Source organism: Streptomyces sp. NPDC046831 (assembly GCF_040645305.1).
Taxonomy (GTDB): domain Bacteria; phylum Actinomycetota; class Actinomycetes; order Streptomycetales; family Streptomycetaceae; genus Streptomyces.
Genome location: NZ_JBEYXZ010000001.1, coordinates 99,299 through 124,871 on the forward strand (window position 1 = coordinate 99,299; position 25,573 = coordinate 124,871).

22 protein-coding genes are annotated in these 25,573 nt (G+C 72.2%); 14 read left to right on the forward strand and 8 right to left on the reverse strand.

Annotation, left to right across the window (positions count from 1 at the left end; translation table 11 throughout):
- The first annotated feature begins 171 nt into the window (after positions 1–171).
- The gene (locus ABZ920_RS00280; RefSeq protein WP_061926049.1) at positions 172–375 is read left to right on the forward strand and encodes an MbtH family NRPS accessory protein; all 204 of its coding nucleotides are present in this window, start codon (positions 172–174) and stop codon (positions 373–375) included.
- 89 nt (positions 376–464) lie between these two features.
- Positions 465–977: a GNAT family N-acetyltransferase gene (locus tag ABZ920_RS00285; RefSeq protein ID WP_361496761.1), complete on the forward strand. Its 513-nt coding sequence runs from the start codon at positions 465–467 to the stop codon at positions 975–977.
- 373 nt (positions 978–1,350) lie between these two features.
- Here the strand turns inward: ABZ920_RS00285 and ABZ920_RS00290 are convergent, their stop codons facing one another.
- Entirely contained in the window at positions 1,351–1,695 is a 345-nt protein-coding gene (locus tag ABZ920_RS00290; RefSeq protein WP_361496764.1) for a hypothetical protein, read from the reverse strand.
- Positions 1,696–2,007: 312 nt separating this feature from the next.
- Here ABZ920_RS00290 and rox point away from each other — a divergent pair, with 312 nt between their 5' ends.
- Positions 2,008–3,486, forward strand: a complete 1,479-nt coding sequence (gene rox / locus ABZ920_RS00295; protein ID WP_361496767.1) for a rifampin monooxygenase — start codon at positions 2,008–2,010, stop codon at positions 3,484–3,486.
- Positions 3,487–3,691: 205 nt separating this feature from the next.
- Positions 3,692–4,375, forward strand: a complete 684-nt coding sequence (locus ABZ920_RS00300) for a DUF5701 family protein (protein ID WP_361496770.1) — start codon at positions 3,692–3,694, stop codon at positions 4,373–4,375.
- 278 nt (positions 4,376–4,653) lie between these two features.
- On the opposite strand, the gene ABZ920_RS00305 is transcribed toward ABZ920_RS00300, so the two are convergent.
- The gene (locus tag ABZ920_RS00305; protein ID WP_361496773.1) at positions 4,654–5,574 is read right to left on the reverse strand and encodes a Ku protein; all 921 of its coding nucleotides are present in this window, start codon (positions 5,572–5,574) and stop codon (positions 4,654–4,656) included.
- 308 nt (positions 5,575–5,882) lie between these two features.
- Between ABZ920_RS00305 and ABZ920_RS00310 the strand changes: the two genes are divergently transcribed.
- Together ABZ920_RS00310 and ABZ920_RS00315 are read left to right on the forward strand one after the other, a co-directional pair.
- A complete protein-coding gene (locus ABZ920_RS00310) occupies positions 5,883–7,982 on the forward strand; it encodes a SpoIIE family protein phosphatase (RefSeq protein ID WP_361496775.1) in 2,100 nt (699 codons plus the stop codon).
- Positions 7,983–8,783: 801 nt separating this feature from the next.
- Positions 8,784–9,131 carry a MerR family transcriptional regulator gene (locus tag ABZ920_RS00315; RefSeq protein WP_361496778.1) on the forward strand — a complete coding sequence of 116 codons (348 nt, stop codon included), beginning with the start codon at positions 8,784–8,786 and terminating at the stop codon, positions 9,129–9,131.
- 89 nt (positions 9,132–9,220) lie between these two features.
- On the opposite strand, the gene ABZ920_RS00320 is transcribed toward ABZ920_RS00315, so the two are convergent.
- Entirely contained in the window at positions 9,221–10,501 is a 1,281-nt protein-coding gene (locus ABZ920_RS00320; protein WP_361496781.1) for an MFS transporter, read from the reverse strand.
- A gap of 294 nt (positions 10,502–10,795) precedes the next feature.
- On the opposite strand from ABZ920_RS00320, the gene ABZ920_RS00325 reads away from it, so the two are divergent.
- Positions 10,796–11,326 carry a GNAT family N-acetyltransferase gene (locus tag ABZ920_RS00325; RefSeq protein WP_361496784.1) on the forward strand — a complete coding sequence of 177 codons (531 nt, stop codon included), beginning with the start codon at positions 10,796–10,798 and terminating at the stop codon, positions 11,324–11,326.
- Between the two features lie 302 nt (positions 11,327–11,628).
- Entirely contained in the window at positions 11,629–14,304 is a 2,676-nt protein-coding gene (locus tag ABZ920_RS00330) for an AAA family ATPase (RefSeq protein ID WP_361496786.1), read from the forward strand.
- Positions 14,305–14,372: 68 nt separating this feature from the next.
- Here the strand turns inward: ABZ920_RS00330 and ABZ920_RS00335 are convergent, their stop codons facing one another.
- Positions 14,373–15,107, reverse strand: a complete 735-nt coding sequence (locus tag ABZ920_RS00335) for a dienelactone hydrolase family protein (protein ID WP_361496789.1) — start codon at positions 15,105–15,107, stop codon at positions 14,373–14,375.
- 397 nt (positions 15,108–15,504) lie between these two features.
- Here ABZ920_RS00335 and ABZ920_RS00340 point away from each other — a divergent pair, with 397 nt between their 5' ends.
- Positions 15,505–15,654 (forward strand): hypothetical protein, encoded by a 150-nt coding sequence (locus ABZ920_RS00340; protein WP_361496792.1) that lies wholly within the window; start codon positions 15,505–15,507, stop codon positions 15,652–15,654.
- A 17-nt stretch (positions 15,655–15,671) separates the two neighbouring features.
- Here ABZ920_RS00340 and ABZ920_RS00345 read toward each other — a convergent pair whose 3' ends face one another.
- Both ABZ920_RS00345 and ABZ920_RS00350 read right to left on the reverse strand, forming a co-directional pair.
- On the reverse strand, positions 15,672–17,117 hold the full coding sequence (locus ABZ920_RS00345) for a HAMP domain-containing sensor histidine kinase (protein ID WP_361496795.1): 1,446 nt from the start codon (positions 17,115–17,117) through the stop codon (positions 15,672–15,674).
- A complete protein-coding gene (locus tag ABZ920_RS00350) occupies positions 17,114–17,848 on the reverse strand; it encodes a response regulator transcription factor (protein WP_361496798.1) in 735 nt (244 codons plus the stop codon). The genes ABZ920_RS00345 and ABZ920_RS00350 overlap by 4 nt, the downstream gene beginning before the upstream one ends.
- Before the next feature lie 112 nt (positions 17,849–17,960).
- On the opposite strand from ABZ920_RS00350, the gene ABZ920_RS00355 reads away from it, so the two are divergent.
- Positions 17,961–18,263, forward strand: coding sequence for a hypothetical protein (locus ABZ920_RS00355; RefSeq protein ID WP_361496801.1), 303 nt, complete (start codon positions 17,961–17,963; stop codon positions 18,261–18,263).
- A 428-nt stretch (positions 18,264–18,691) separates the two neighbouring features.
- Here the strand turns inward: ABZ920_RS00355 and ABZ920_RS00360 are convergent, their stop codons facing one another.
- Both ABZ920_RS00360 and ABZ920_RS00365 read right to left on the reverse strand, forming a co-directional pair.
- Positions 18,692–19,102 (reverse strand): peptidase, encoded by a 411-nt coding sequence (locus tag ABZ920_RS00360; protein WP_361496804.1) that lies wholly within the window; start codon positions 19,100–19,102, stop codon positions 18,692–18,694.
- Between the two features lie 415 nt (positions 19,103–19,517).
- Entirely contained in the window at positions 19,518–20,894 is a 1,377-nt protein-coding gene (locus ABZ920_RS00365; protein ID WP_361496807.1) for an FAD-linked oxidase C-terminal domain-containing protein, read from the reverse strand.
- A 182-nt stretch (positions 20,895–21,076) separates the two neighbouring features.
- On the opposite strand from ABZ920_RS00365, the gene ABZ920_RS00370 reads away from it, so the two are divergent.
- The 4 genes from ABZ920_RS00370 (at position 21,077) to ABZ920_RS00385 (ending at position 25,569) form a co-directional block, all read left to right on the forward strand.
- Complete coding sequence (locus ABZ920_RS00370; RefSeq protein ID WP_361496810.1) at positions 21,077–22,096, forward strand: beta-ketoacyl-ACP synthase III; 1,020 nt, start codon at positions 21,077–21,079, stop codon at positions 22,094–22,096.
- Between the two features lie 72 nt (positions 22,097–22,168).
- The gene (locus ABZ920_RS00375; RefSeq protein ID WP_361496813.1) at positions 22,169–22,408 is read left to right on the forward strand and encodes an acyl carrier protein; all 240 of its coding nucleotides are present in this window, start codon (positions 22,169–22,171) and stop codon (positions 22,406–22,408) included.
- Positions 22,408–23,628: a beta-ketoacyl-ACP synthase II gene (locus ABZ920_RS00380; protein WP_361496816.1), complete on the forward strand. Its 1,221-nt coding sequence runs from the start codon at positions 22,408–22,410 to the stop codon at positions 23,626–23,628. Before ABZ920_RS00375 ends, ABZ920_RS00380 begins: the two co-directional genes overlap by 1 nt.
- Positions 23,629–23,727: 99 nt before the next feature.
- Positions 23,728–25,569, forward strand: a complete 1,842-nt coding sequence (locus tag ABZ920_RS00385; RefSeq protein WP_361496818.1) for an acyl-CoA dehydrogenase — start codon at positions 23,728–23,730, stop codon at positions 25,567–25,569.
- Positions 25,570–25,573 lie beyond the last annotated feature (4 nt).

Genomic DNA, 25,573 nt, shown 5'->3' on the forward strand with positions numbered 1-25,573 from the left:
CCGCCAGGCCGGGGCGGGCCCCTCGCGGTCCGCGGTCGCCGCCGGCCCCGCGCCCCGGCCTCCGGCCGGGACACGGCCCGAGCGGCAGCCCGGGCGACCCCCGAACCGGGCCGGCCGGACCCACCGGCCGGCCCGCCCACCCCGACCGAACCCACCGACGAAAGAGCTGACATGGACGAGAACACCCGCTACCAGGTCCTGCGCAACGACGAGGAGCAGTACTCGCTGTGGCCCGTCGACGTCGAGGTGCCCGCCGGCTGGCACCCCGTCGGGAAGGAGGGCACCGAGGCCGAGTGCTCCGCGTACGTCGACGAGGTCTGGACCGACATGCGCCCGCGCAGCCTGCGCGAGCGCATGGAGAACGCGGAGGCCTGATCCCGCCCGCCGCCGTGGACCGGGCCCGGGGACGCGGGTGTCACGCCCCCGGGCCCACCCGGCCTTCCGCCCGTCAGGAGGAGCACCGCATGACACCTGAACTGCACACCGAACGAATCGACTTCGTCCCCTACCGCCCCGAGGACGAGGACCACTTCGTCGCGCTCCTGCGCGATGAGGAGGTCTGCCGCTGGATGGGCCAGGACAGGGTGCCCGAGGAGGACATCCGCACCCTGTTCCGCGCCATCCTGACCGAGGTCTACCCCAAGCGGATGTTCGACGTGTGGGGACTGTGGTGCGACGGCGCCTACGTCGGGCACGCCGAGATCAAGAAGACCGGCAACGTCGACGGCCACGAGCTGGTCACCGCGCTGGTCCCGGGGCACTGGGGCAGGGGCCTGGGCACCGAGGTGGTCCGCGGCCTGCTCCGCCACGCCGCCGACAACCTGGGCCTGAAGGAGGCCTACGGCATGGTCGGCGCCGAGAACGCCGCCAGTCTGGCGATGTGCCGGCGCCTCGGCTTCCGGCACGTGCGCGATGTCGTCGGCGACGACGGGACGGTGACCAGGATGGTCGTCATCTCCACCACCGAACCGGTCTGAACGAGGATGACGTCTTCGTGGGCCGGCCGCCCGGCCCACGACTCGACGACGCGGTACGCGACGGCGGTTCCGCACCGCGCGCCCGCCCTCCGGCGACCGGGAACGGCGCTGCGGCGACGCCGGGACGAACGCCGCCGCACCCCGGCCGGCGCCGTCGTCGCAGGTCCTGTCTGACCGTTCGCGTCGTCGCCCGAAGGGCGGCCGCGCGGCGTCAGGTGCGTGCTCTCGGCGTGCCGGCCCCAGGCCCTCGTACGGGACGTACTCGGGTCCGGGGCCGGTGCGGCGAGCGGGGGTACCCCCTGCTCGAGCCAAGCCGAGAGCCTGGGGGAGCGTGCACGGCGTCGCGCGGCAGACGCGCATGGTCGGACAGGGCCTACCCGCGGTCGCCGGGCTCGGCGTCCTCCCCCTGGCGGTCGCCGGGCTCGTCACCGTCCGCCTCGCGGCCGCCGGGCTGGACGTCGTCCGACTGGGACGTGCAGTGCGCGTGACGCGCCGCGGGCTCCGCGGGCCTGGGGACGATGGCCCACAGCAGGGCGTCGAAGCCCTGCCTGGCCGGCTTCGCGTCGCAATTCTGCACCTGTCCCTCACGGTCGGGCGGGGAAGCGGCGTCCGCGGCGGCGACGGAGGCGGAGGCCAGGACAGCGGCGAGGCTGACGACGGTCGCAGCAGCCGAGCAGGCGAGGGAGCGCTGCAGACAGCGCAGTGGCGTGGTCTTCATGATCACACTGTGCGCGGGGAGCCCTCCCGACGGAAGGCCGACAGCCGCCCGGGCGGGCAACTTGACCCGATCGCACGATCGCACGATCGCGCGCACGAACGCACCCGCACGCGCCGCCGGTTCGCGGGAGGTCGTCCCGCACCGGCCCACGGCGGACGACACGAAACGACAAAGGCAAGGAGGTCACGCACTCCTTGCCACGCTCAACGTATAGCGCACCGGGGGGCTTGCGGCAAGACCCGGGTCGTGCCGCACAATCGCGGACCGAAGCCACGACCTGCGCGAACGGGCAGACGGGCAGAGGGGGGACCGATGATCGACACAATCGTCGCCGGCGGCGGACCGACCGGACTGATGCTGGCCGCCGAGCTGAGGCTGGCAGGGGTGCACGTCGTCGTGCTGGAGAGGCTGACCGAGCCGGCCGAACAGTCCCGCGGCCGCGGCCTGCACGCGCGCAGCGTCGAGCTGATGGACCAGCGCGGCCTGCTGGACCGGTTCCTCGCGGTCAGCGACACGTTCCAGGTCGGCGGTCTCTTCGGCGGCATCGTCAAGCCGTGGCCGGACCGGCTGGACACGGCTCACCCCTACGGCCTCGCCACCCCGCAGCCGGTCACCGAGCGGCTGCTCGAGGAACGCGCCCTGGAACTCGGCGCCGAGATCCGGCGCGGCTGCGAAGTGGCCGGCCTGAGCCAGGACGAGGACGGGGTGACCGTCGAACTGGCGGACGGCACGCACCTGCGCTCGCGCTACCTCGTCGGGTGCGACGGCGGCCGCAGCGTGGTGCGCAAGCGCCTCGGCGTCCGTTTCCCCGGTGGGCCCGCCACAGTGGAGACGCTGCTGGGCGACATGAGGGCGACCGAGGACGCGGCGACCATCGCCGCCGTCGTCGAGGAGGTCCGCAGGACCCAGCTGCGGTTCGGCGTCATGCCGGACGTGGACGGGCACAAGGGGCTGTACCGCATCGTCGTGCCCGCCGACGGAGTGGCCGAGGACCGTACGGCCGCGCCGACGCTCGAGGAGTTCAAGCGGCAGCTGCGGGCCTACGCGGGCACGGACTTCGGCGTGCACTCCCCGCGCTGGCTGTCCCGGTTCGGCGACGCCACCCGGCAGGCCGAGCGCTACCGCGTCGGCCGGGTGCTGCTCGCCGGGGACGCGGCGCACATCCACCCGCCGACCGGCGGGCAGGGGCTCAACCTGGGCGTGCAGGACGCGTTCAACCTCGGGTGGAAGCTGGCCGCCGAGGTCAACGGCTGGGCTCCGGAGGGCCTGCTGGACAGCTACCACGCCGAACGGCACCCGGTTGGCGCCCGCGTGCTGGAGAACACGCGCGCGCAGATGACCCTGCTGGGCACCGATCCGGGTGCGACCGCGCTGCGGGAGCTGTTCTCGACGCTGATGGACTTCGAGGAGGTGAACCGGTACGTGACCGGCATGATCACCGCGGTCGGGGTCCGCTACGACTTCGGCGAGGGCCACGAGCTGCTCGGCCGGCGGCTGCGGGACGTGCGGCTGAAGCGGGGACGCCTCTACGAGCTGATGCACGGCGGCCGCGGACTGCTGCTCGACCAGACCGGCCGGCTCTCGGTGGAGGGCTGGGCCGACCGGGTCGACCTCGTCGTCGACGTCAGCGAGGAACTGGACGTGCCCGCGGTGCTGCTGCGGCCGGACGGGCACGTCGCCTGGGCTGGTGAGGACCAGCGGGAACTGCTCGGCCCGCTGCGGAAGTGGTTCGGCGCCGCCGCCGTGGAGCCCGATGCCCTCACAGGCCACACCGCGGCGCGGCGCGGCTGAGCGGCGGCCACGGAGCGGCGCCCACGGAGAGGGGCCCGCCATCGTCCCGTCCGTCCACCGCACCGAGAGCCACAACCCCAACCGCACCGCAGCGGGCAGCATATGACGGAACGTCAGGATGGGCGGAGACGGTGGCGGCGGGAACATTCCGGCGCCCCGCCTCGTTGCCCCTGGGTCCGTCCACGCCGCCGTCCAGGGAGGCACTGTGCCCGACACCTCATCCGCCCCCACCGCCCCCGTTCTCCCCGTACTCCCGCCCCTGAGCGCGCAGGCCGAGCGGCTGATCGGGCTGGGGATGCCGGAGATCGCCGGACTGTCCGCCGCCGGACTGCGTACCTTCGCCACCACCGCGGAGGCCGCCGCGGGCCGCCGGGGCGCCCTGCTCGCCGTTCACCCCGACCGAGCCCCCGCCTCCGCCCTCGCGCCGCTGCTCCGCCGCGACGGCAGGCCGGGCTTCGTCGTCACCGACATGTCCGACGTCGACCTCTTCGCCCCGCTCGGCACGGTCCCCCTGCCCGACGCCCCGCTCTACCTCCTCACCGGACTCGACCGCGGCGACGACCTGGCCGACTGGAGCCCGAACGAGGCGCTGCCCGCCCTCACCGCGCGGGCCCGCACGCCACTGCTGCTCACCGAGGGGCTCCACTGGGTGCTGCAACAGCCCGCCGTCCTGGAACGCAACCACTGCTTCATGACCATCGGCTCCCGGCTGCGCAAGGCCGACGGCGCCCTGGACTCCCGCACCCCGGCGATCTGGATCAGCAACGGCACCGGGCGGGACGGACGCGAGCGCCGCGACGCCCCCAAGGTCGGCTGGTGCTGGGCGGGCAACCGGCACACCTGGCTGGGCTTCGCCTCCGCGACGGGCCGCCGGGTCCCGGACGCGTGAAGGCCGGTGATCACGCGGCGGGGCGGAGGCCGCGGAGCCGGACGGCCGAGCCGCCGAAGCCCCGCCGGTGGCCGTGCCGTGTCCTGCTGCGGGGGATGCCCGGGCCACCGTCCCGTATGCCGTGTCCTGCTGCGGGGGATGCCCGGGTCGCGCCGGCGTGCTGTGCGCTGCCGCCGGGGTTCCCGGGCCGTGCCGTCGACGCGACCGTCCTCGCTCGGACATCCTCCGCACGGGCCGGCGCCCGAGCCCGCCGCCCCTCGCCTGCGTCAGGCCACCGCTCAGGCGCTCCGGGGCCGCCGGCCGGCCGTCTTCTTCGCCGTCTTCTTGGCGGCCTTCCTGGCGGGCTGCTTCTTCGCCGGCGCCTTCTTCGGAGCGGGCAGTTCGTGCACCTCGGCCTCGCCGCCCGTGTCCTCGCCGCGGGCGGCCCGGGCCTGCGCGACGGACGCGTTCAGGGCGGCCATCAGGTCGAGGACCTGCCCGGGCTCCGCGGCCGGCTCCGGCGGGGCGGACGGCTCCTTGTGCTCCCGCTTCGCCTCGATGATCTGCTCCAGCGCCTCGGTGTAGGTGTCCCGGAACTCCGGGCCCTCCAGTTCCTCGCGGGTCATGGAGTCCATCAGCGCGAGCGCGCCCTGGATCTCGTCCTCGGACAGCTCCACCGGCGGCGGGACGAGCCCGGCCGGGTCGCGGATCTCGTCGGGCCAGCGCATCAGGTGCAGCACGATCACGTCGTCCTTGACCCGAAGGATGCCGAGGCGCTCCCGGCCGTGCCACGCCCACTTCGCGATCGCCACCCGGGAGGAGCGGCCGAGGGCACGCCGCAGCAGCTCGTACGGCTTCGCGGCGACCTGGCCGTCCGGGGCGAGGTAGTAGCCCTCGCCGATGCGGATGGGGTCGATGGACTCCAGCGGTACGAACGCCTCGATCTCGACCGCCTTCGCGGTGGGCAGCGGAAGGTTGCCGAGGTCGTCGTCGCTGATGGGGACGACCCGGTCCCGGGCCCACTCGTACCCCTTGCCGATCTCGTAGGACTCCACTTCGCGGTCCTCGAGCTCGCAGAACTTGCGCACCCGTACCCGGCCCATGTCCTCGAGGTGGTACTGGTGGAAGCGGATCGAGTGGTCCTCGGTCGCGGACTGCACGTGGATGGGCACGGTGACCAGGCCGAACGAGATGGCTCCGGACCAGATGGTGCGAGGCATACCGGACTCCAGGCGTGGCGGGCCCCGAGCCCCTCCAGCCTACTGTGGGACCCCTGGGATCCGCCGCCGCTCGCCGTCCCGGCCGCCTCCCGGCGCACCGGCGCCTTCCCGTGTCCGTGAGTCGGCCTCCGCCCTGTCCCGGTGGCCGCCTCGCCTCGGTCGTCCACCGATGACGGCGGATCCCGGCGATCGCGGCGGCTCCGGTGCGCCGGCGGCCTCCCGTTCGTGCGACGCCCGATGGGGGAAGGCAGCATGGAACATGGCCGGCAGCCGCAGCCCTCGGGCTCCGTCACGGAGGGAGCTGCAGGATGGAAGCGGACGAATCGTTCAAGGACGAGGAGCAGGCCCGCCAGCAGGGGCCGTTGCCGCCCGGAGGTCTGCTCGACCTGCTCAGCGTGTCCGCCGTGGTGCTGGACAGCGAGGGGCGGATCGTGTTCTGGAGCCCGCAGGCCAGCGACATCTTCGGCTACACCCCCGAGGAGGCACTGGGCCGGTACGCGGCCCGGCTGCTGGTCCACGAGGAGCACCGTGAGCTGGTCACCCGGTTGTTCGCCGAGGTGATGGGCACCGGCGCGAGCTGGGCCGGCGCGTTCCCCATCCGGCACCGGGACGGCAGCACCCGCCTGGTGGAGTTCCGCAACATGCGGCTGCTGGACGACCTCGGTGACGTGTACGCCCTGGGCATCGCCGCCGACCAGGCCACCCTGGAGGGGGTCGAGGCACAGCTGGCGCTGTGCGAGCGCCTGGTGTCCCAGTCGCCCATCGGCGTCTCGCTCCTGGACACCGACCTGCGGTACCTGCTGGTCAACCCGGCCCTGGAACGGATCAACGGCATCCCGGCCGCCGAGCACATCGGCCGCCGCCCGCGCGACATCCATCCGTTCACCGGCATCGACACCATCGAGTCCGCCCTGCGGCAGGTCCTGGTCACCGGTACTCCGCTGATCGACCAGTACATCGTCGGCCGCACCCCGGCCGACCCCGACCACGACCACGCCTGGTCGGTGTCGTACTACCGGCTCGAAGGATCCAACGGGCGGGTGATCGGCGTGGCCAACTCCGTCGTCGACGTCACCGAACGCCACCGGAGCGCGACCGAGGCGGACCGGGCCCGGCGCCGTCTGGCGCTGATCGCCGACGCCGCGGCCCGCGTCGGCACCACGCTGGAGGTCGAGCAGACCGCTCAGGAGCTGGCGAATGTCGCCGTGCCGGACCTGGCCGACATCGCGGCGGTCGACGTCCTCGACGCCGTCCTGGCCTTCCGCCGCACCACCGGCCCCCACGAGGGCCCGGAACTGTTCCGCGCGCTCGCCGTGACCGCCGCCCACCCCACCGAGGCCACCGCCGCCGCGGACCAGGTCGGCGACCTCGCCGCCTACGGCCCGGACCGTCTGATCACCCGGTGCGTCCACACCGGACAGCCGGTCGTCGTCGCCCACACCGGGCAGGAGGACCTGCTGCACATCGCCCGCGACCCGGAAGCCGCCGCCGCCTTCGCCCGGGCCGGCGTGCACTCCTACGTGGCCGTGCCGCTGATCGCCCACAACGAGGTGCTCGGCGCCTTCGACCTGCTCCGCACCCGCAACCCCCTCCCGTTCGACGAGGACGACGTCCTCCTCGCCTGCGAGCTGGCCGCCCGGGCCGCGGTGGCCATCGACAACGCCCGCTGGCACGAGAGCGTGCGCAACTCCGCGGAGACCCTCCAGCGCAGCCTGCTGCCCGGCCGGCATCCCCGCCTGGCCGGTCTGGAAGTCGCCTCCCGGTACCAGCCCGCGCAGGCGTCCTGCGAGGTCGGCGGCGACTGGTACGACGTCATCCCCCTGAGCGGCGACAAGACGGCCCTGGTGGTCGGCGACGTGATGGGAAACGGCATCGACGCCGCCGCGGCCATGGGGCGCCTGCGCACCGCCACCTGCGCCTACGCCGACCTGGAGCTCTGCCCCGAAGAGGTCCTCCAGCACCTCGACAAGATCACCTGTGGACTGGAGCACTACATCGTCACCTGCCTCTACGCCGCCTACGACCCGCACCGGCGCCAGTGCCACATCGCCAACGCGGGGCACCTGCCGCCCGTGCTCATCCCCAACGGGAAACACCCCGAACTCCTCGACCTCCCCACCGGGGCGCCCCTCGGTGTCGGCGGCGTCCCGTTCCACACGGTCACCTTCGAGCTGAATCCGGGCGACCGGCTCGTGCTGTACACCGACGGCCTCGTCGAGACCCGCCACCACCCGATCGACGAGCGCCTGAGCACCCTGCTCCACATCCTCGACGAACCGTCCCGCCCGCTGGACACCACCTGCCAGCGGCTGCTGCACTCCCTGCGCCACCCCGACGACCACGACGACGTGGCCCTCCTCATCGCACAGGCCCAGCCGTTCGCCGCGGGGGAGCGGGACGCCGCCTGAGGGCATCGCCGGCAGCCGCGGATTTCCGTGCGCGGGGCGGGAACATCCGCGGGGCGGGTGCTGTTGTGCAGGGTGTGACCGTGGAGGGGACAGTGTCCCCGGGCCTCACTTATAGCCTGCAGGGACGATCGTTCGGCTGAAGCCCTGCAGAGCCTTTCGCCGCGTAGGCGACCGCCCTTCACGGTCACGACCTCGTTCGCGGCCCCGGCCGGCATTCCGCCGGCCGGGGCCGCGCCCTTTCCGGCAGGCGATGACCGGGCGGAGCGCGCATACCGGGATCACGGTCATCCCCCTCGTCCGTCCGCGGCAGGAACCTGGTACCGCGCCCCGGACAAAATCTGTAGCGGCGGGTGTAGACATGCTGGGATCGGGTAAATAAAGTGTGCTCGTACTTACAGAGGTCGAAGAAGACGCGGCAGACACGAACCGCCGCGGAAACCGTCCGGCAGGACGGGACGGCAGGCGGTGGCGGGACCGTGAAGGACGGTCCCGCCGGTCACCGCCGGGCCGCACGCAGTACCGACGATGTCCAGCAAGTACCGCCGGCAATCGAGTGAGGTGAGGAGCAGACGCCATCAGGATCGCCCGGGCACGGCACACCGCCCGGGTACCGCAGGCCCCAGAACGGAAGGTGGTCCACGGTCATACCCACGCGATCCCCGCACCGCCGCCCTCCCGGGCGGACGGGCGGAACAAGGAAGCCGGCCTGAAGCAGGCCGGCGGATGGTGTTGAAACCTCGGGGCCCGGGCGCCGCAGTCGGCGTCCGGGCCCCCTGACGCGTTGTTCGAAAGAAGAGGTCTGTGCCCGCTGAGCGTTCCCACCCCGTCGCCGCTCTCGACGACGAGGACTACCCCGCCTACACCATCGGCCGAGCCGCCGACATGCTCGGCACCACCCCCGCCTTCCTCCGCGCCCTGGGCGCCAACCGCCTGATCACCCCGCTGCGTTCCGAGGGCGGCCACCGCCGGTACTCCCGCTACCAGCTCCGCATCGCCGCCCGCGCCCGCGAACTCGTCGACGCCGGCACCCCCATAGAGGCCGCCTGCCGCATCGTCATCCTCGAGGACCAGCTCGAAGAAGCGCAACGCATCAACGCGGAACTGCGCGCCCGCGGCTCAGGGGAGCAGCAGGCCGGCACCCCGGCCTGACGCGGCGGGGCCCGCACGCCGCGGCCACCGCGGCGTGCGGGCCCCGCCGCTCGCGGGCGGCGTGCCCCGTACGGAGGGCGGGCGCTCGGTCAGGGCTCGCGGCGGGCCGAGGACGCGGTGGCGCGCAGCGCCGGGTCCTTGCGCAGCCGTACGAAGGTCACGAACAGGACCAGGGCCTGCAGCACGGCGCACGCCCCGATGACGTCGGCCAGATACGGCGGCGGGGTGACGGCGAGCACGACGCCGGCGACGGGGTAGGGCAGCAGCAGGAGCAGGATGGTCAGGGACAGCGTCGTGGCGAACGCCGCGGGCGGGATGACCAGCGAGCGGACGGTGCGCAGGACGACGGTGAGCCCTCCGTCGGCGGCCATGAACAGGGCCACCAGCGCCACGTAGCCGGCGTAGGAGGGGGCCTGCGGCACGGCCAGGCAGGCGGCGGCCGCGACGGTCGCGCTAATGACGCCGACCCCCCACAGACCCAGCCGGTCGAGAAGGAACCGGCAGCAGGCGACCGCGACCAGCGTGGCGGCGGCCGCGACCGACCAGAGCGTGCCGACGGCGGCCGCGGACCGGCCGAAGCGGCCCTCCACCAGGACGGGGCTGGCCGACTGCAGCAGCCCGAGCGCGAGGTTGGAGCAGACCAGCCCCGCCACCAGCCGGCGCAGGGACGGCAGGGAGCGCAGGGTCCGCCAGCCCTCCCGCAGGCCGCCGCCCGACTCCGGGCCCTTCTGGTGCGCGCCGCGCAGGGGAGTGGGCGGGGTCTGCAGGGCCAGTCCGGCGGACAGGAAGGACAGCAGGCTCAGGCACGCGAGCATCCGGGTCGGCCCGGTGAGCAGCAGGACACCGCCCAGCGCCGGGCCGACCAGGGTGGCCGTCTGGTCGATGCCGATCAGCACCGACTGCACCTTGTGGGACTGCCCTTCGGTGCGGCGGCTGACGATGGCGCCGACCGCCTCGTTGGCGATGAAGCTGAACTGCGTCAGGGCGCCCGTCACGGCGGCCAGCGCCATGACGGTGAAGGTCTCCGTCGTACCCGGCGGCAGCAGGACCAGCACGGCGCCGCCGCCGGCCACCAGCAGGGCGCGAGCGAGTGAGGCGAGGAAGCACACGATCGCCGCGCCGCTGCGGGACACCAGGGCGCCGGCGAAGCTGAACGCGGCCACCCGGGGTATCCATTCCAGCGCGAAGGCCAGACCCGTCAGGGACGCGGAACCGGTGGTGGCCAGCACCACGAGTGGCATGGCGTAGGTCGCCATGGAATAGGCGAGCGCGTCGCAGGCGCGCGGCGCGTAGATCCGCCGGAACAGGTTGCCCGTGGGGACTGCCGCGTGCCGGCCGGCCGGCTGGGCCTCGTGCAGGGAGACGGTCACGAAGTGAGGGTCTTTCGTCGAGCGGGGACGGTCGGAGGGCCGGGGCGTCGTCCGCCACTCACGCGGAGGAGAACGCTTCGGACATTCCGACCATGGCCATGACACAGCTCTGGGTCACGTGAACTCCGCTCGGAAAGGGAGGCCGAAGGCAGGCAGGGGGGAGCGTCGGCAGGCCTGGTTGAGGTGTGAACTACGACGCGGTAACAAGATAGCGGAAGAGGAACCTCCAGTAACTCCCGCGCCGATCGGCACGCTTTTGCCGGGCTGGGTGCCGGGTGGGTAGCGTCGCCGTCCGTGACTCCCACCTTGCGTACCGAGCGGTTGCTCCTGGAGCCGTACGTCCCCGAGGACGAAGAGGGCTTCGTCGCCCTGTTCCAGGACACCCGGGTGTCGCGGTGGACGGGCGACGGCCCCGCTTCCGAAGCGGCGGACCGCGCCCTGTTCGGGCGGATCTTCACGAAGGTCTACGCCGAGGACTTGTTCGACGTCTGGGCCGTTCGCCGGGACGGACTCCTGGTCGGGCATGCCGAGATCAAGCCGACCGAGGTCACCGGGGGCCACGAGATCGTCTACGCGCTGGCTCCGGCGGTCTGGGGACGCGGCCTGGGAACCGAACTGGCGGAGGCGGTCGTCGCCCATGGCCTCGGCACCCTCGGACTGACCGACGTGTACGCGACCGTGGCCGCACCCAACCGTGCCTCACTGGCCCTGCTGGGCAGAATCGGCTTCGAGCACGTCCGGGACATCGAGGAGGAGGACGGCAGCACCACACGCGTGCTCGTCCGCCGTCGGCCCCCGGGCGACACCTCCCCCCTGGCCCGGTAGGCCAGGCCGGACCGCAGCCTTCGCGACCACCCCGGGAAAACGGGGCCGCGCCAGTCGGCCCCGCGCACCGCGTACGCGGTGACGACCTCGTCCGGGAGCGTGAGGTGGCGATGCAGGCGCGCAATGGGGGAAGGGCCTCGGGCACGGGCCGGCCCCTTCGGCCAGACTTGCGTACGCAGCCGGCGTGCCGCGTCCACGCTGAAGTGCCCCACCGGCGAAGCCCCGTGGCTAGGGTGGTGACTTGTACAGGGGTGGTGCACCGGCAGGGAAAGGCAGCACACGGGGGGCTTGCGGTGGGGTCTGTGTTCGTCGACCGAGTTGAGCACCTTCAGGCGCTGGAGGGGTTCCTGCACCAGGTCGCTCAGGGCAAGGGCGGAGTGTTCGTCATCCAGGGTGAGCAGGGCATCGGCAAGTCCGCTCTCCTGAAGGAGGCCGTCCGGCGGACTCAGGCGCGCCCGGAGGTGGCCGATTGCCGGATCGTCCAGGTCCGGTGCCTCAGCTGGATCGGCGCGGACAACGCCTACGGTCCTGTCATCGATGTCCTGATGACGCTCCAACGACCGCGGCGGTCGGTGTTCCGTCTCTTCGGGCGGTCCGCAGTTCAAGCCGTTCCGGAACTGGTGTCCTTGGTGCCTGCACTGGGCCCCCTGCTCAAGGCCGCCGCGCAGATCACTCAAACCGCTCTGGACTCCGGGTCTGCGCAGGGCGACAGTCTGATGCCCTATCGGCAGAGCGTGGCCCGGACCGTGGCGACGGCCCTGGCCGACGCTGCGGCGCGCGGCGGCCCGACGGCGGTCTTCATCGACGACGCCCAGTGGCTCGACCCCAGCAGCCTCCTGGTCCTGGAGCATCTGGTGGAGCTGCTGGAGCGCGGAGGGCCGGCCATTGGGCTGATCCTCGGGCACCGAAGCGATCCTGAGCCGGAGCCTGGAATCGTCACTGACGTGCTCGCTCGCTGGGAGATTCAGGGGTCGCTGACCCGGCACCAGCTCGGTGGCCTGCCCGAGCACGCGGTCACCGACCTGGTCAGGCATCTCGCCGGCCCGGTCGCGGCGTCCGTCCCCGCCAGGTTGATCGAATTGACGAAGGGGCACCCCGTCTTCGTGACGCAGTGCCTGCGGCTGATCGGTCCGGACGGGGTCTTGAGGGGTCCGTTGCCCGAGACGGTAGAGCCACTGGTCCGCGGTCGGTTGGCCCGCCTTGACCCGGCCACGATGGAACTGCTGGTGATTGGTGCGACCCAGGGCGAGACGTTCGAGACCGGCGTGGTGGCAAGGGTGGCCGGAGAGCCGACGGACGAGGTCGTGCGGCGACTGCACGAGCTGAGCCGACGGCACGGGCTGATCGTCGCGGTCCCGGCGCCCGACTGGGCCTTGGACGGCTTGTCCGACCACTACCGTTTCGAGAACGCTCTGCTGCAGATGGCCGTGAGCGCTGAACAGAGCCCCGCCCAGGCCAGGAAGCGGCACCACCTGATCGCCAATGCCTTGGCGGGGTCGACGAACGGGAGCGGAACAGGCGCCCTTCCGCTGCCGGTACGACTGGACATCGCACGCCACTACTCCTTGGCCCGACAGTGGGACGACGCCGAGCGGGAGCAGTTCGCACTGGCGCGGGCGCTGGCCGTTGGCGGGCTCTCGTTCTCCGAGGCTGAAGCCCTGTGCCGGCAGGGTGTGGAGAGTGCCCGCAGACTTCCCTCCACGGCCGATGATCGCGATGGCCGGTTGGCGCGGGGGATCGAGCTCTTGCTCTCCCTGACCGAGGTCCGCTGGCAGGGCCGTTCAGCCACGGGTGGTGGCGAGAGTCTCGATGCCTTGGCGCGCGAGGCCGAAGAGGCCGGCCGGCGCAGCGGCGACCTGCCCTTGATCGCCCGCACCGCGTTGCTGCACGGCAAGTGTCTGCTGCGTACACAAGGTCTGCAGCCCGCCCTCGGCAAGCTGGAGGAGGCCGTGGGGCTGGCCCAGGACTGTAATGACCCGCCGGCGTTGTACGTGGCCCTGGCCGAGTACGGGAGCCAGCTGCCCAAGCGCGACCTTGCAGCAGGGCTGAGGGTGCTGCGCCAGGCGGAAGAGCTGTACGAGCGTGCGGGTCTCCACAGCAGCGGTGACCCTGTGGTCGGCCATGTCCGCAACCTCGCCGAGATGCAGCTGGGCGTCAGCCTCTTCGACGCGGGCCACCTCGTCACGGCCAGGGACCGGCTGACCGGGTGCCTGCAGCGGTTGAGAACCGAGCCCGTGCATGCCGAGCTGCCCGTCGGCCTCAACTATCTGGCGCAGGTGCAGCGGGCCATGGGGTCCGAGAGCGAAGCCCGCGACTCCCTCGAAGAGGCGTTGGCGTTCGAGGAGGCGCGCGGTGGAGCGAGCGGCTGGCACGCCAACAACGCAGCTCTGCTCGCCCTGTTACTGAGCGGCGAGCCGGGCGAGCGCGATCGCTGCAGGGCCATGGTGGAGGCGGCCTGGCAGGAAGCCCAACGGACCTGGCTGCTGGATCTGGTGCCCATCGTCAGGAACCTGTATGCCGAGGTCGTGCTGAATCTGGCGGGCGGCGATCCCGCGGAGCTGGCCGTGGCGGACCGGCTGGCCGAGGAGACTGTAGGGGAGACCTCTCAGACGGGAATGGTGCGAAGCGGAGTGGCGGCGTTGATTCTGCGCAGCCGTATCCACCTGGGGCTGGCGGACGCCGCCGCGGCGGCCGGGTTCGCGCGCGAGGCGGTGGCAGTCCTCGACCGGGTCGGTGATATGCCGGCGTTACGCACGGAAGAGGTGCTGCATCACGCGTCGCTCGCTCTGCGCGCGGCTCACAGCCCTGAGGAGGCAGACGCCCTGGCCCTACGGGCGCGCACCGAGGTGCTCCGCAAGGCGGAGCTGATGACCTGCCCGGTGGACCGGAACCGATTCCTGCGCGGGGTCGTACTGAATCGGACGATTCTCGGAACACCGGCACCTCTCGGCTCCGTCCGGGACCACCCGCAGTGGTGATCCGGCCTTGCATGGGGCCCCTTCGACGAGACAGGTACTTCAGAGGCTCGGTTTCCGCGCCGGAGCGCTCAGCTCCTGGCCAGGGTGCGGCCGAGAAGGGGCAGCAGGCGGTCCCAGTGAAGCTGCAGTGCGGCGGGGTCGAAGGCATCGGTGTCAGACATGGTGAACCCGTGGACGGTGCCGGGATAGATCTCGGAGGTGTAGCCGACCCCCGTCGCGTCCAGGGCCTTGTTGAGCTCGCCGAGAGCCTCGGACGTCAAGTCGCTCTCGGCATGACCGAAGTGGACCTCGGCGGTGAGCTCGGAAAGGCTGTCGGGTCCGTCGGCTCCCACCGGGCCGTGGAATGCGGCGAGGGCGGCGATCTGACCGGGGTGGGCCGCGGCGGTGCGCGTGGCCAGGAGGCCACCGATGCAGTAGCCGATCACCGCGACCGGTCCGGTGCTGACCTCTGGCTGAGCAGTGAGAAACCTGAGATAGGCGTCAGCGTCTCGCAGGACACGGTCGGCGGTGTGCGCCTCGATCAAGGGAATCAGCTGGGCGAAGACCCCGGCGCGGGCCTCTTCTCCGATGTGCTCGGGAAGTTCGATCACCGGTGCCGGGCCGTGCCGGTAGAAGAGGTTGGGGACGAGCACGTAGTACCCGTGCCCGGCCAGTTCGCGGGCCATCTCCCGCAGCACGGGCCGGATGCCGAAGCCGTCCGCGTACATCAGCACCCCCGGGTGCCGCCCGCCGGCGTCGGGGAGGGCGGCGAAGGCGTCGGCCTGGCCGTCCGCGGTGGAAATCTGCAGCGTCTTGGTGGGCATGAATTCTCCTGTCGTGAGGGATGTGTCGAGCCTGTGATCAACACGACGGAGGCGGAGCCCGCGCGGCAGCGCAAGGCCCTCGATCGAACAGCGGGCCCGCACTGGCCCGTACGGCGCTCAGAAGGGCGCCGGGTAACCAATCCGTGTGTGGCGCAATGCCGTCCCGGTAGTCATGTCTGCAACCTAGCCCACCCAACGAAGCCGCCGCCAACACCGCCAGTCCACAGTGCGGTGCGCGCGAATGATCTCGGCCAACACCTCGCTCCCGAACCCCGTCGGCGCAGCCCGTGCACCAGTACCGATCTTGAGGCTGCACAGTCCTCACGGCACCGTGAAGCACCGCCTGGCCTCAACACGCAGGACGTGACAGGGAATCCGACGGGGTGGGGCACTCGCGGTGAGCTGGAGGACCACCCGGTACGCCCCGACCTCGTGGTGGTTCCCCGCCGACACCGCTGTCGACGAGGGTCTGTACCGCCACCCGGTCCGCTTGCTGCGCCTGCGCGACGACCTCACCGTGCAGCAGGTTCCGCCGTTCGGGACCTGACCCCGCCCTGCCCGATCTCATCCGCGGCCGGTGGCCTGCGTTCGACGGCTGCGAGTGCGGCGGGAACCGAAGTCCTCTCCTCCCGGCTGCACTTGATTCGCACGCGCAGTCGCGGGGCGCAGTCGGATGCGGGCGTCGAGGCCGGTACCGGGGGCGGGGTGGAGCGTGATGGTGCCGCCGGAGGCGTCGACGAGGTGGCGGACGATGGGCAGGCCGAGGCCGGTGCCGTCGTGGTGGGAGTCGGAGGAGCGCCAGAACCGGTCGAAGGCGCGCTCCCGGTCGGCGTCGCTCATGCCCGGGCCCTGGTCGACGATGTGGAGTTCGCTGCCGGGACCGCGGTGGAGGGCGATGGTGGTGCTGGGTGGGGAGACGCGCAGGGCGTTGGCGAGGAGGTTGTCGATGATCTGCTCCAGGGCGCCGGGGATCGCCCACACGTGGCCGGCGGGCGGGCCGCTGATGCCGAGGGCGACGTACTGCTCGGCGGCCAGCGGCTCCCACATCGCGACCCGGTCGGCAAGGACGGCGTCCAGGTCGACCGGTTCGGGGGTGGTGGCGGCGTTCTCCAGGCGGGCCAGGGCGAGCAGGCCCTGCACCATGCGGCCGAGGCGTTCGACCTCGCCGACGGCTTCGTCCAGGCTGCCGTGCGCACGCGGGTCGAGGTAGGGCTCGAAGTTCTCCAGCCGCAGTCGCAACGCGGTCAGCGGTGTCTTCAGCTGGTGGGAGGCTTCCGAGGCGAACGCCTGCTGGGACCTGAGCAGGAGCTGCAGCCGGGCCGCGGTGCGGGTGAAGGACGCCGCCAACCGGCGCAGTTCGGGCGGTCCGGTGGTGGCGTCGGGCGGATGGGCCAGGTGCCCGTCGGCGAGCTGGGTGGTCGCGGTCTCCAGGGTACGCAGGGGGCGGGTGATCCAGCGCGCCAGGCTGAACGCGACCAGGGCGACCACGGCCAGGATGCAGGCACCGGCCAGGGCCAGGGCGCCCCAGATGCGATGCACCCGGGTGCCGACCTGGTCCAGGGGGTAGGTCAGGCGCAGGGTGCCACGGATCGTGGTGCCCGAGGAGCCGGGCATGGTCGCGGACAGCACGTCGCGGCCGTCGCCGTCCGTCGTGGTGGTGACGGTGGGCTGGTTGTTCAGGGCCCGGGCGATGTCCGCCTCGGCGGCGAGGCTGATGCCGGTGCGTCCGTCGGGACCGGAGTCGGCCAGGACGACACCCTGTTCGTCGGTGACGACGACGTGGCCTCCGGTGCGGGTGGCGTAGTCACCGACCACGTCCGGCAGCGCATCGAACTGGCCCTTCTCGATGTTCTCCTCGGTGACCTCGGCGAGCATGGACGCGTCGCGTTCCACGCTCTGGGAGGCTCGGGCGATCTCGCCGCGGGCGTAGATGTAGCCGAGCGGGATCTCCAGGCCGGCCAGCACCAGCAGGGCCAGGGCAAGATAGCTGAGCAGCAGACGCCTGGTCATCCGGCCGCCCCGGAGGCGGCAGGTTCACCGGGGATGGTGAGGCGGAAACCGACGCCGCGAGCGGTGGTGACCCAGCCCGGATCACCGAGCTTGCGGCGCAGCGCGGCCACGTGGGCGTCCAGAGTCTTGGTGGGGCCGAAGAAGTGCGGATCCCACACCGTGTCCATGATCTGCTGCCGGGAGCACACCGTCCCCGGATCGTCCGCGAGGAAGACGAGCAGGTCGAACTCCCTGGGCGTCAGAGCGATGTACCGGCCGTTCAGGTGAACCTCGCGGGTGCGGCGGTTGATCGCCAGCGGTCCCAACTCCTGTGCGCCGGAAGGCGGCCGGTGCGGTTCCGGGGTTTGCGCAGGCCCGGCCGGCGTGAAGGCGGGGGCTCCCGCGCGGCGGGTCACGGCGCGGATGCGGGCGACCAGCTCCCGCACGCCGAAGGGCTTGGCGAGGTAGTCGTCGGCACCGAGTTCGAGGCCGACGATGCGGTCGGCTTCCTCGCCCCGCGCGGTGATCATGATGATGGGGACTGCGGAGCGGGCGCGCAGGCTGCGGCAGACGTCCAGGCCGTCCATGTCGGGCAGGCCGAGGTCCAGCAGGACCAGCTCCGGTGCGGGGGTGGTGTCGGCGAGTCCGGCGGCGCCGGTGCGGACGTGGTCCACGGTGAACCCGTAGCGTCCCAGGCCCTCGGTGAGGGGGCCGGCGATTCGGTCGTCGTCTTCGATGAGCAGGAGCCGCATGGCGCCAGGCTCGCACAGCTGTGTCAGGGGAGTCGGGGGGTTCACGGGAAGCCGCCTGAGACCGGTAGGACGTAGAGGACGACGGTGGACAAGCAGGTGCCGCCCGGCCGACGTGGACGGGAGGACGGCGTCGGCCGCGCGGCGGTGGCGGGACGTCGGACGGCGGTTGCGGGACGGCGGTTCCGGGACGCCGGGCAACGCCGACCGGGAGTCATTCGTCTGCGTCGTCGCCGTCCTCGCGTCCCTGGTGCTCCTGCCCGTGGTCCTCACCGCGGTCCCGGGCCTCGCCGGTGCCCGGCGGCTGGCCTGCGTGGGTGGTGCGGCCGGGCTCACGGCGTCGCCAGGAGGCTCGACGGTGGCCGGTGCTGCCGGCGACGGCGGCTGCGTGGTGGGCGACTTCGGCACCGAGACCTGAGCGGTGCCGGCCGGGGCGGGTGGAAAGGTCACCGTGTCGCTGACCGTGGACAGGGAGAGCCCGAAACCGCCCAGACCACGAGCGCGGCGGCGGCCGTGAGGACTGACCGGGGCCGGACAGCCGTTTGCCGCCGGCCGTCTGTACTCCTCACCGCCCTCCCCCTGGTGCCGCGTTGGGCGGCCGGCGCCTGTGGCTCGGTGCCTGGTTGACCGGCGCCCGTCGGGGCCGGGTCGGCGGACCAGGAGTGCGCCGGCGACAAGGGTGGTCGAAGGCGCACTCCGCGAAACGCTCGCCGTAGCCGTCCGGAGCCGGGGCGCCGGGTACCGCGTCCAGGATCGCCGTCTCCTCAGCATCTGTGGGCGAAGAGGAGGTCTGCTCGGGCTCAGGCGGCATCGGGCTTCTTCCTTCCCCGGGTCAGGCCCCGGCTGTCAGCCCGCGTCCTCGGCCTCTTCGGTGCCTTCCTTCTTGGTGGCCGTGACCTTGAAGGACTTGTCGAGGTAGACCTCGATCGAGGTGCCGTCGGCCTGCTTGACCTCCACCGCGTACATGCCGGGCTTCTCGGCGTCCTCCTCGGACTTCTCGACGGTGCCCGGGTACGCGGCGAGCGCGGCGGCCTCGGCCTTCGTCTTGATGTCCCCGGTCAGCGGCGGCTCCGGCTTGTCGTCGGTGTCACCGGCCGCCTCACCGCCGGCCTCGGCCCCGCCCGCGCTCTGCTCCTGCTGGGTGGCCGCGGCCCTGGAGCTGTCGGGGCTGGAGTCGGATCCGCCGCAGGCGACCAGGGCGAACGCCAGCACGGCGACCGGAGCGGCGAGCAGGGCACGACGGGGCAGAGCACGCATCAGAAGGTCTCCAGACACTGGGAATCATCGTGAGGCCGGAGAACCGTGGGGCCGGGTCTCCGGGGGACGACAACGACCCTAGGAACCCGCTGTCGAGAAGCAGACCAGCAAACGGAGAAAGGCAGACCAGCGGAGCCCCAATATTTCGCCACGGGACGCTGTACCAAGACGGACAACGGACAGCATCGAACCCTGGCCGTCAGACAGCAGGCAGGTACCCGTACGGGGCGTCCGGGCCGGGCAGCTGCCGCGCGACCTTGCGGGCACGCCCGGCGACCTGCACGAGCAAGCGCCCCAGTGGCGTGAACACACGTGCCGGCGCACTGCTTTCTCCGCACGCGGCTTGGCCACCGGGCTGACCCGGCTGGTCGACGCGTCGTACGATGCGTCGACCAGCCGGCGATGTCCGACAGCTTCAGGCGGAGAAGACCTTGCCCGGGTTGAGGATGCCCGCCGGATCCCACACCCGCTTGATGTCACGGTGCAGGTCCAGTACCGCCGGGCTGAGTTCGTCGGCCAGGCCGCGCATCTTCAGCAGGCCCACGCCGTGCTCTCCGGTGACCGTGCCTCCCAGCGCGAGCGCCAGGTCGACGACCTCTTCGAACACCCCGCGGCAGCGGGCGAGTTCGCGCTCGTCGCCGCGCGGAACGACCAGCATCGGGTGCAGGTTGCCGTCCCCCGCGTGCGCCAGGGTGGCGATGTGCACGCCGTGCCGCGCGGCTACGTCCTCGAGGCGGGCGAGCATCTCGGGCAGGAGACTACGGGGGACACAGACGTCTTCGCTGAGCACCATGCCCAGGCGCTCCAGCGCGGGGTAGACCAGGCGCCGCGCGGCGAACAGGGCGTCCGCCTCGGCCGGGTCGCCGGACCGCGCGCTCCAGGTGGCGCCGGCGGCCTCGAAGCAGGCCAGCACGGTGTCCGTCTCCTGCACACCCGCCGCTCCCGGTGCATCGCAGCGGGCCAGCAACAGCACGTCGCCGCCGTCGGTGAGGCCCATGTTCTTCCACTCGTCGACGGCGCGCAGGGAGAATCGGTCCACGAGTTCCAGGGCGCTGGGGACCACGCCGGAGGCCACTACCCGGGCCACGGCCCGGCCGGCGCTCGGCAGGTCGGCGAAGTAGCCGACGACCGTGTGCTCCTGGGCCCGCTCGCCCCGCAGCCGCACCGTGACCTCTGTGATCAGGCCCAAGGTACCCTCCGAACCCACCAGCAGACCGGCGAGTTCGAAACCGGCCGAGCTCTTGGCGGTGCGCCGCCCCAGCCGTACCACGTCACCGCGACCGGTGACCACCTCGAGGCCGAGCACGTAGTCCCGGGTGACGCCGTACTTCACGCAGCACAGTCCGCCCGCGTTGGTGGCAACGTTCCCGCCGATGGTGGACCACGGGGCGCTGGCCGGATCCGGCGGGTACCAGAGCCCTTCGGCGGCACACGCGGCACGCAGCTCCTCGTTGACCACGCCGGGCTGCACGACGGCCAGCCGTTCGTCCGGATCTATGCGCAGGATCCGGTCCATCGCCGAGAAGGACACCACCACCGCGCCCTGGACCGCGTTGGCGCCGCCGGACAGGCCGGTGCCTGCCCCGCGGGCAACCACCGGCACGCCGTGCTCCGCGCAGTAGGCCACCACGGCCGCCACCTCGGCGGTGTCGTGGGGCTGCACCACGGCCGCCGGGAGCGCATAGGGCGCGCCTGCTGCTTCGTCGTGGGCGAAGGACGCCACGCGGGACGGGGCGGTGATCACCCGTCCTGCCGGGAGGAACCCTGCGAGATCAGTCGGTGTCGTGGTCACCCCGGGGAGGTTGGCACTCGCGGCGGCAGCCGTTCAATTGGCCGTTGGTACAGGCCGTGGCACCTGTACCAACGGCCAATTGCCCGGCCCGCGAGGCTTCGGCCAGCCTTGCTTGACGTCAGGTCAAGGACGTGTCCGCACCAGGTCAGGGCCGTGTCCGCGGTCCTCAGGAGGGTGAGTCGATGACAGCAGTGCTGAGAGGGATCGGGGGCTTCCTCCCGCCCGTGAGGGTCACGAACGACGACCTCTCCCGCACCCTCGACACCACGGACGAGTGGATCCGTACCAGGACGGGCATCCGGGAGCGGCGGTTCGTCTCCGAAGGCCGGTCGACGGGAAGCATGGCCGTGGCGGCCGGTGAGCGTGCCCTGCGGTCGGCCGACGTATCCGGGGTGGACGCCGTGGTCGTGGCGACCACCTCGCCCGAGCGTCTCTGCCCGGCGGTGGCGCCAGAGGTGGCGTCGCGGCTGGGTCTGGGACCGCTGGCCGCGTTCGACCTGACTTCGGCGTGCAGCGGCTTCCTGTACGGGCTCGCCACCGCGTCCGGCCTGATCGCCTCCGGTACCGCCGGCACTGTGCTGTTCATCGGGTCGGAGGCGTTCACCACCCTGGTGGACCCGGAGGACCGGTCCACGGCGCCGATCTTCGGCGACGGCGCGGGCGCGGTTGTCCTGCGCCAGGGCGAGCCTGACGAGCCCGGCGCGCTGGGCCCCTTCGACCTCGGCAGCGACGGGGCGCTGGCCGACCTGCTGGCCATTCCGGCGGGCGGCTCCCGGCAGCGTTCCGCCGACGGCGGCCTGGGGCACGGCACGGTGCCGGCGGGTGACTGGTACCTGCAGATGGAGGGGCGTCCCCTCTACACGCAGGCCGTCGAGCGGATGACGCAGTCGGCGCACGCGGCTCTCGAACGCGCCGGCTGGTCCGTGGCGGACGTCGACTGGTTCGTCGGCCACCAGGCCAACATCCGGATCGTGCGTGCCGTCGCGGAAGAGCTGGAGCTTCCCGGGGCGCGGGTCGCGGTGAACATCGACAGGGTGGGCAACACCCTGGCCGCGTCCGTGCCCCTGCTGCTGAACGACTACGCCGCCCGCGGGGACCTGAAGGCGGGCCAGCGAGTGCTGCTCTCCGCCTTCGGGGCCGGTCTGTCCTGGGGCTCGACCACGCTCGTGTGGCCGGAGATCAAGGCGGAGGCCGTCGACTGACGGCTTCTCGGTTCCGTGTCCCCCGTTCGCTCACCCCTCTCGAACCCCTACAGCCCTCCAGGAGGAGACATCATGAGTTCCGCCTACGAGTCCGTCGTCGCAGTCTTCGTCGCCCGTTTCGATCTGGACGCCGAGGTGGTGGTGCCCGAGGCCACCTTCGACGACCTCGGTCTCGACTCCCTGTCGCAGCTCGAACTGGCCACCGCCCTCAAGAAGCGCCTGGGCGTCGTGATCACCGACGAAAAGCTGTCTGAGATTGCCACGGTGGCCGACATCGTCGCCCTGGTCGAGAAGAAGGGCGCCGCGGTCTGATGACCGGCTTCGCGACCGCCGTCACCGGCATCGGGCTGGTGACTCCCGCCGGTATCGGCGTCAAGGAGAGCTGGGACCGCGTGGTCGAGGGTCGGCCGACGGCGGCGCACCACGCCGACCTGGAGGGCCTGCCGGTGACCATGGCGTGCAAGGTGCCCGACTTCGCCCCGGCCGCTCTCGGGCGCACCGCCTGGCAGTGGGACCGCTACGCCCAGTTCGCCATCGCCGCCACACGCGAAGCGCTGGACCAGGCCGGGCTCGTCCCGGGCGAGTGGGCGGACAGCTCGCGGGTGGCGGTGATCCTGGGCTCTGGCGCCGGCGGCACCGCCACGCTGGAGGCGCAGCACCGCGTACTGCTGGAGGAGGGACCGGAGGAGATCTCCGCCATGACCCTCCCGATGGGGCTGCTCAACATGGCCGCCGGCCAGGTTGCGATCGACATCGGCGCCACCGGGCCGTGCTCGGCCCCCTGCACGGCGTGCGCGGCCGGGGCCAGCGCGATCGGCCTGGGCCGCGATCTGCTCCGATCGGGGCTGGCCGACATCGTCGTGGCCGGTGGTGCCGAGGCGCCGATCACACCGCTGTACCTGTCCTCGTTCGCGAGGATGCGGGCGCTGTCACGGCGGCTCGACGACCCGGGGACCGCGTCGCGTCCCTTCGACGCGGCCCGCGACGGGTTCGTGCTCGGCGAGGGCGCCGGAGTCGTCGTGCTGGAGGCCGAGGAGCACGCGCGGGCCCGGGGTGTGCGGCCGGTGGCCAGGATCATCGGGTACGGCGCCTCGGCGGACGCGCATCATGTGACGTCCCCGCACCCGGAGGGCCGGGGCGCTGAGCTGGCGATCCGTGCGGCGCTCGCGGACGCCGGGCTGACCGGCCGGGATATCGGCTACGTCAACGCGCACGGCACCTCGACCCCGCTCAACGACGTCATCGAGGCGGGGGTGATCCACCGGGTGGCCGGCTCGGACGTGCAGGTGAGCTCCACCAAAGGCGTCACCGGGCATCCGCTGGGTGCGGCCGGTTCCATCGAGGCGGCCTTCGCGGCGCTCACCGTGCGCCACGGGGTGATCCCGCCGTCGGCGAGCACCGCCGAGGTCGATCCGCGGGTGGAGGTGGACGTCGTGCACGGCGCGGCGCGCCACGCCCGCGTGGACGTGGCCTTGAGCAACTCCTTCGGCTTCGGCGGCCAGAACGCCGCCCTGCTGATCGCCTCGGCCTGACCCCTTCCTGAGTTCCGCCCGATCACGGCGGCTCCCTCCGCCGGTCCCCTCACGACCCACCGGACCGCAGGAGTCGTGGCCGCGGGAAAGGACCCACACATGACCTCGTCGGCCTCCGCCGAACTGTCCCGGCTGCTCTTTGACGGCAGGTATGAGCAGACGCACCAAGACCTGCACGAGCTCCTGCTGGACCCGGTCTTCGACCCCCGCGAAGGGCTGAACATGACCGAGGCCGGGAAGCTGGCCTACGAACGGTCGCGAGCCGTACACGCCGGACTGGAGCGTCCGCGGGACGTCCTGGCCGATCCGTGGCGGCTGTTCGCACTGGCCGAGTGGCCGTCGCTGGTGGACGTCTCCACCTTTTCGCTGCTGATGGTGCACTACAACCTGGCCTTCGGCACTGTCGTGGAGCACGGCGACCGGGAGGACCTGAAGGACCTGTTCGACGAACTGGACCGGCTCGACTCCTTCAGCCCGTACATGGCCACCGAGCTGGGCTACGGCAACAACGTGGCCGCCCTGCGCACCGAGGCCGTCTACGATCCCGCCACCGAGACGTTCGTCCTGAACACGCCCGACGCCCTCGCGCAGAAGTACATGTCCTACAGCGGGTTCCAGGACGTCCCCAAGCTGGCCGTGGTGATGGCCCGGCTGAAGGCGGACGGCAAGGACCACGGCGTGTACCCCTTCCTCGTCCGGATCAGCGACGGGAAGCAACTGTGCGAGGGTGTGCACGCCGCGCCGTGCCCGGAGAAGCCGGTACAGGGCCTCGACAACGGCCTGACCTGGTTCGACCACGTGCGCGTCCCCCGTCGCCAGCTGCTGCACGGCGACATGGGCGGCTTCGACGACGACGGCAGGTTCCGCCCGGCGTCCGGCAATCGGCGCAAGCGGTTCCTGCGCGCGATGAACCGCATCCTGCCCGGCCGGCTGTGCGTGTCCAGCGCGGCGACGGGCGCGGGCCGGGCGAGCGTGTACATCGCACTGCGATTCGCGGCGCAGCGGCTCACCAACGCGCCCGGTCGCAACGACCTGCCGATCATCGAGTACCGCAGCCACCAGCTCGCGCTCTACACCGCGCTGTCCCGGACGTACGCGATGACGCTGTTGCTCAACCACGCCAAGCGGGAGTTCACGGCGGCGCCGCAGGATGCCGTCCCTGCAGAGCTGAACCATTTGGTGGCGATCACCAAGGCGCTGTCCACCTGGGAGATGACCGACGTCGTCGCCACCTGCCGTGAGCGCTGCGGCGCGCAGGGCATCTTCAGCGCGAACCGGATCGCGGACTATGGCTCGCTGCTCCAGGGCCTGGTCACCGCGGAGGGCGACAACCAGGTGTTGCTGGCCACCACCGCGGGGCAGATCATCGCGCAGTACGACGACGGCGCCGAGCCGGCCCCGGCCCCCGACCCGGCGGGGCGGAACCTGGGAGACCTCGCGTTCCTGGCGGCGGTGGTACGGCACAGGGAGGCGGAGCTGCTCCGCGAGGCCGCCGCGGCCATGGCGGACGACACCGGTGACCGGACGTACTTCGAGGCCTGGAACGGCACCATCAACACCGGTCTGGAGATGGCCCGGGCGCGGGGTGTGCGGACCGCGCTGGAATCCTTCGCCGCCGCGGCCGGCACGCTGAAGGACGAGTCGGCGCGGACGGCGCTCGGTCTGCTGGCCGCGCTGTACGGGCTGACCGAACTGCGCCGGGACGCCGGCTGGTACCTGGCGCGCGGCGTGCTGACCGCCGAGCAGGTGGAGCGGCTGCCCCGGGAGGCGGACACGCTGTGCGCGCGGCTCCAGCCGTACACCGACGCCCTGATCGACGGCTTCAACCTCTCCCCGGAACTGCTGCGGGCTCCGATCGCCGCCGACGACTACGTGAGCGCCTTCCAGCAGCGCACCAGCGCCTTCGGACCGGCCGCCGACGCGGTCGCCGAGGGGAGCTGAGCGC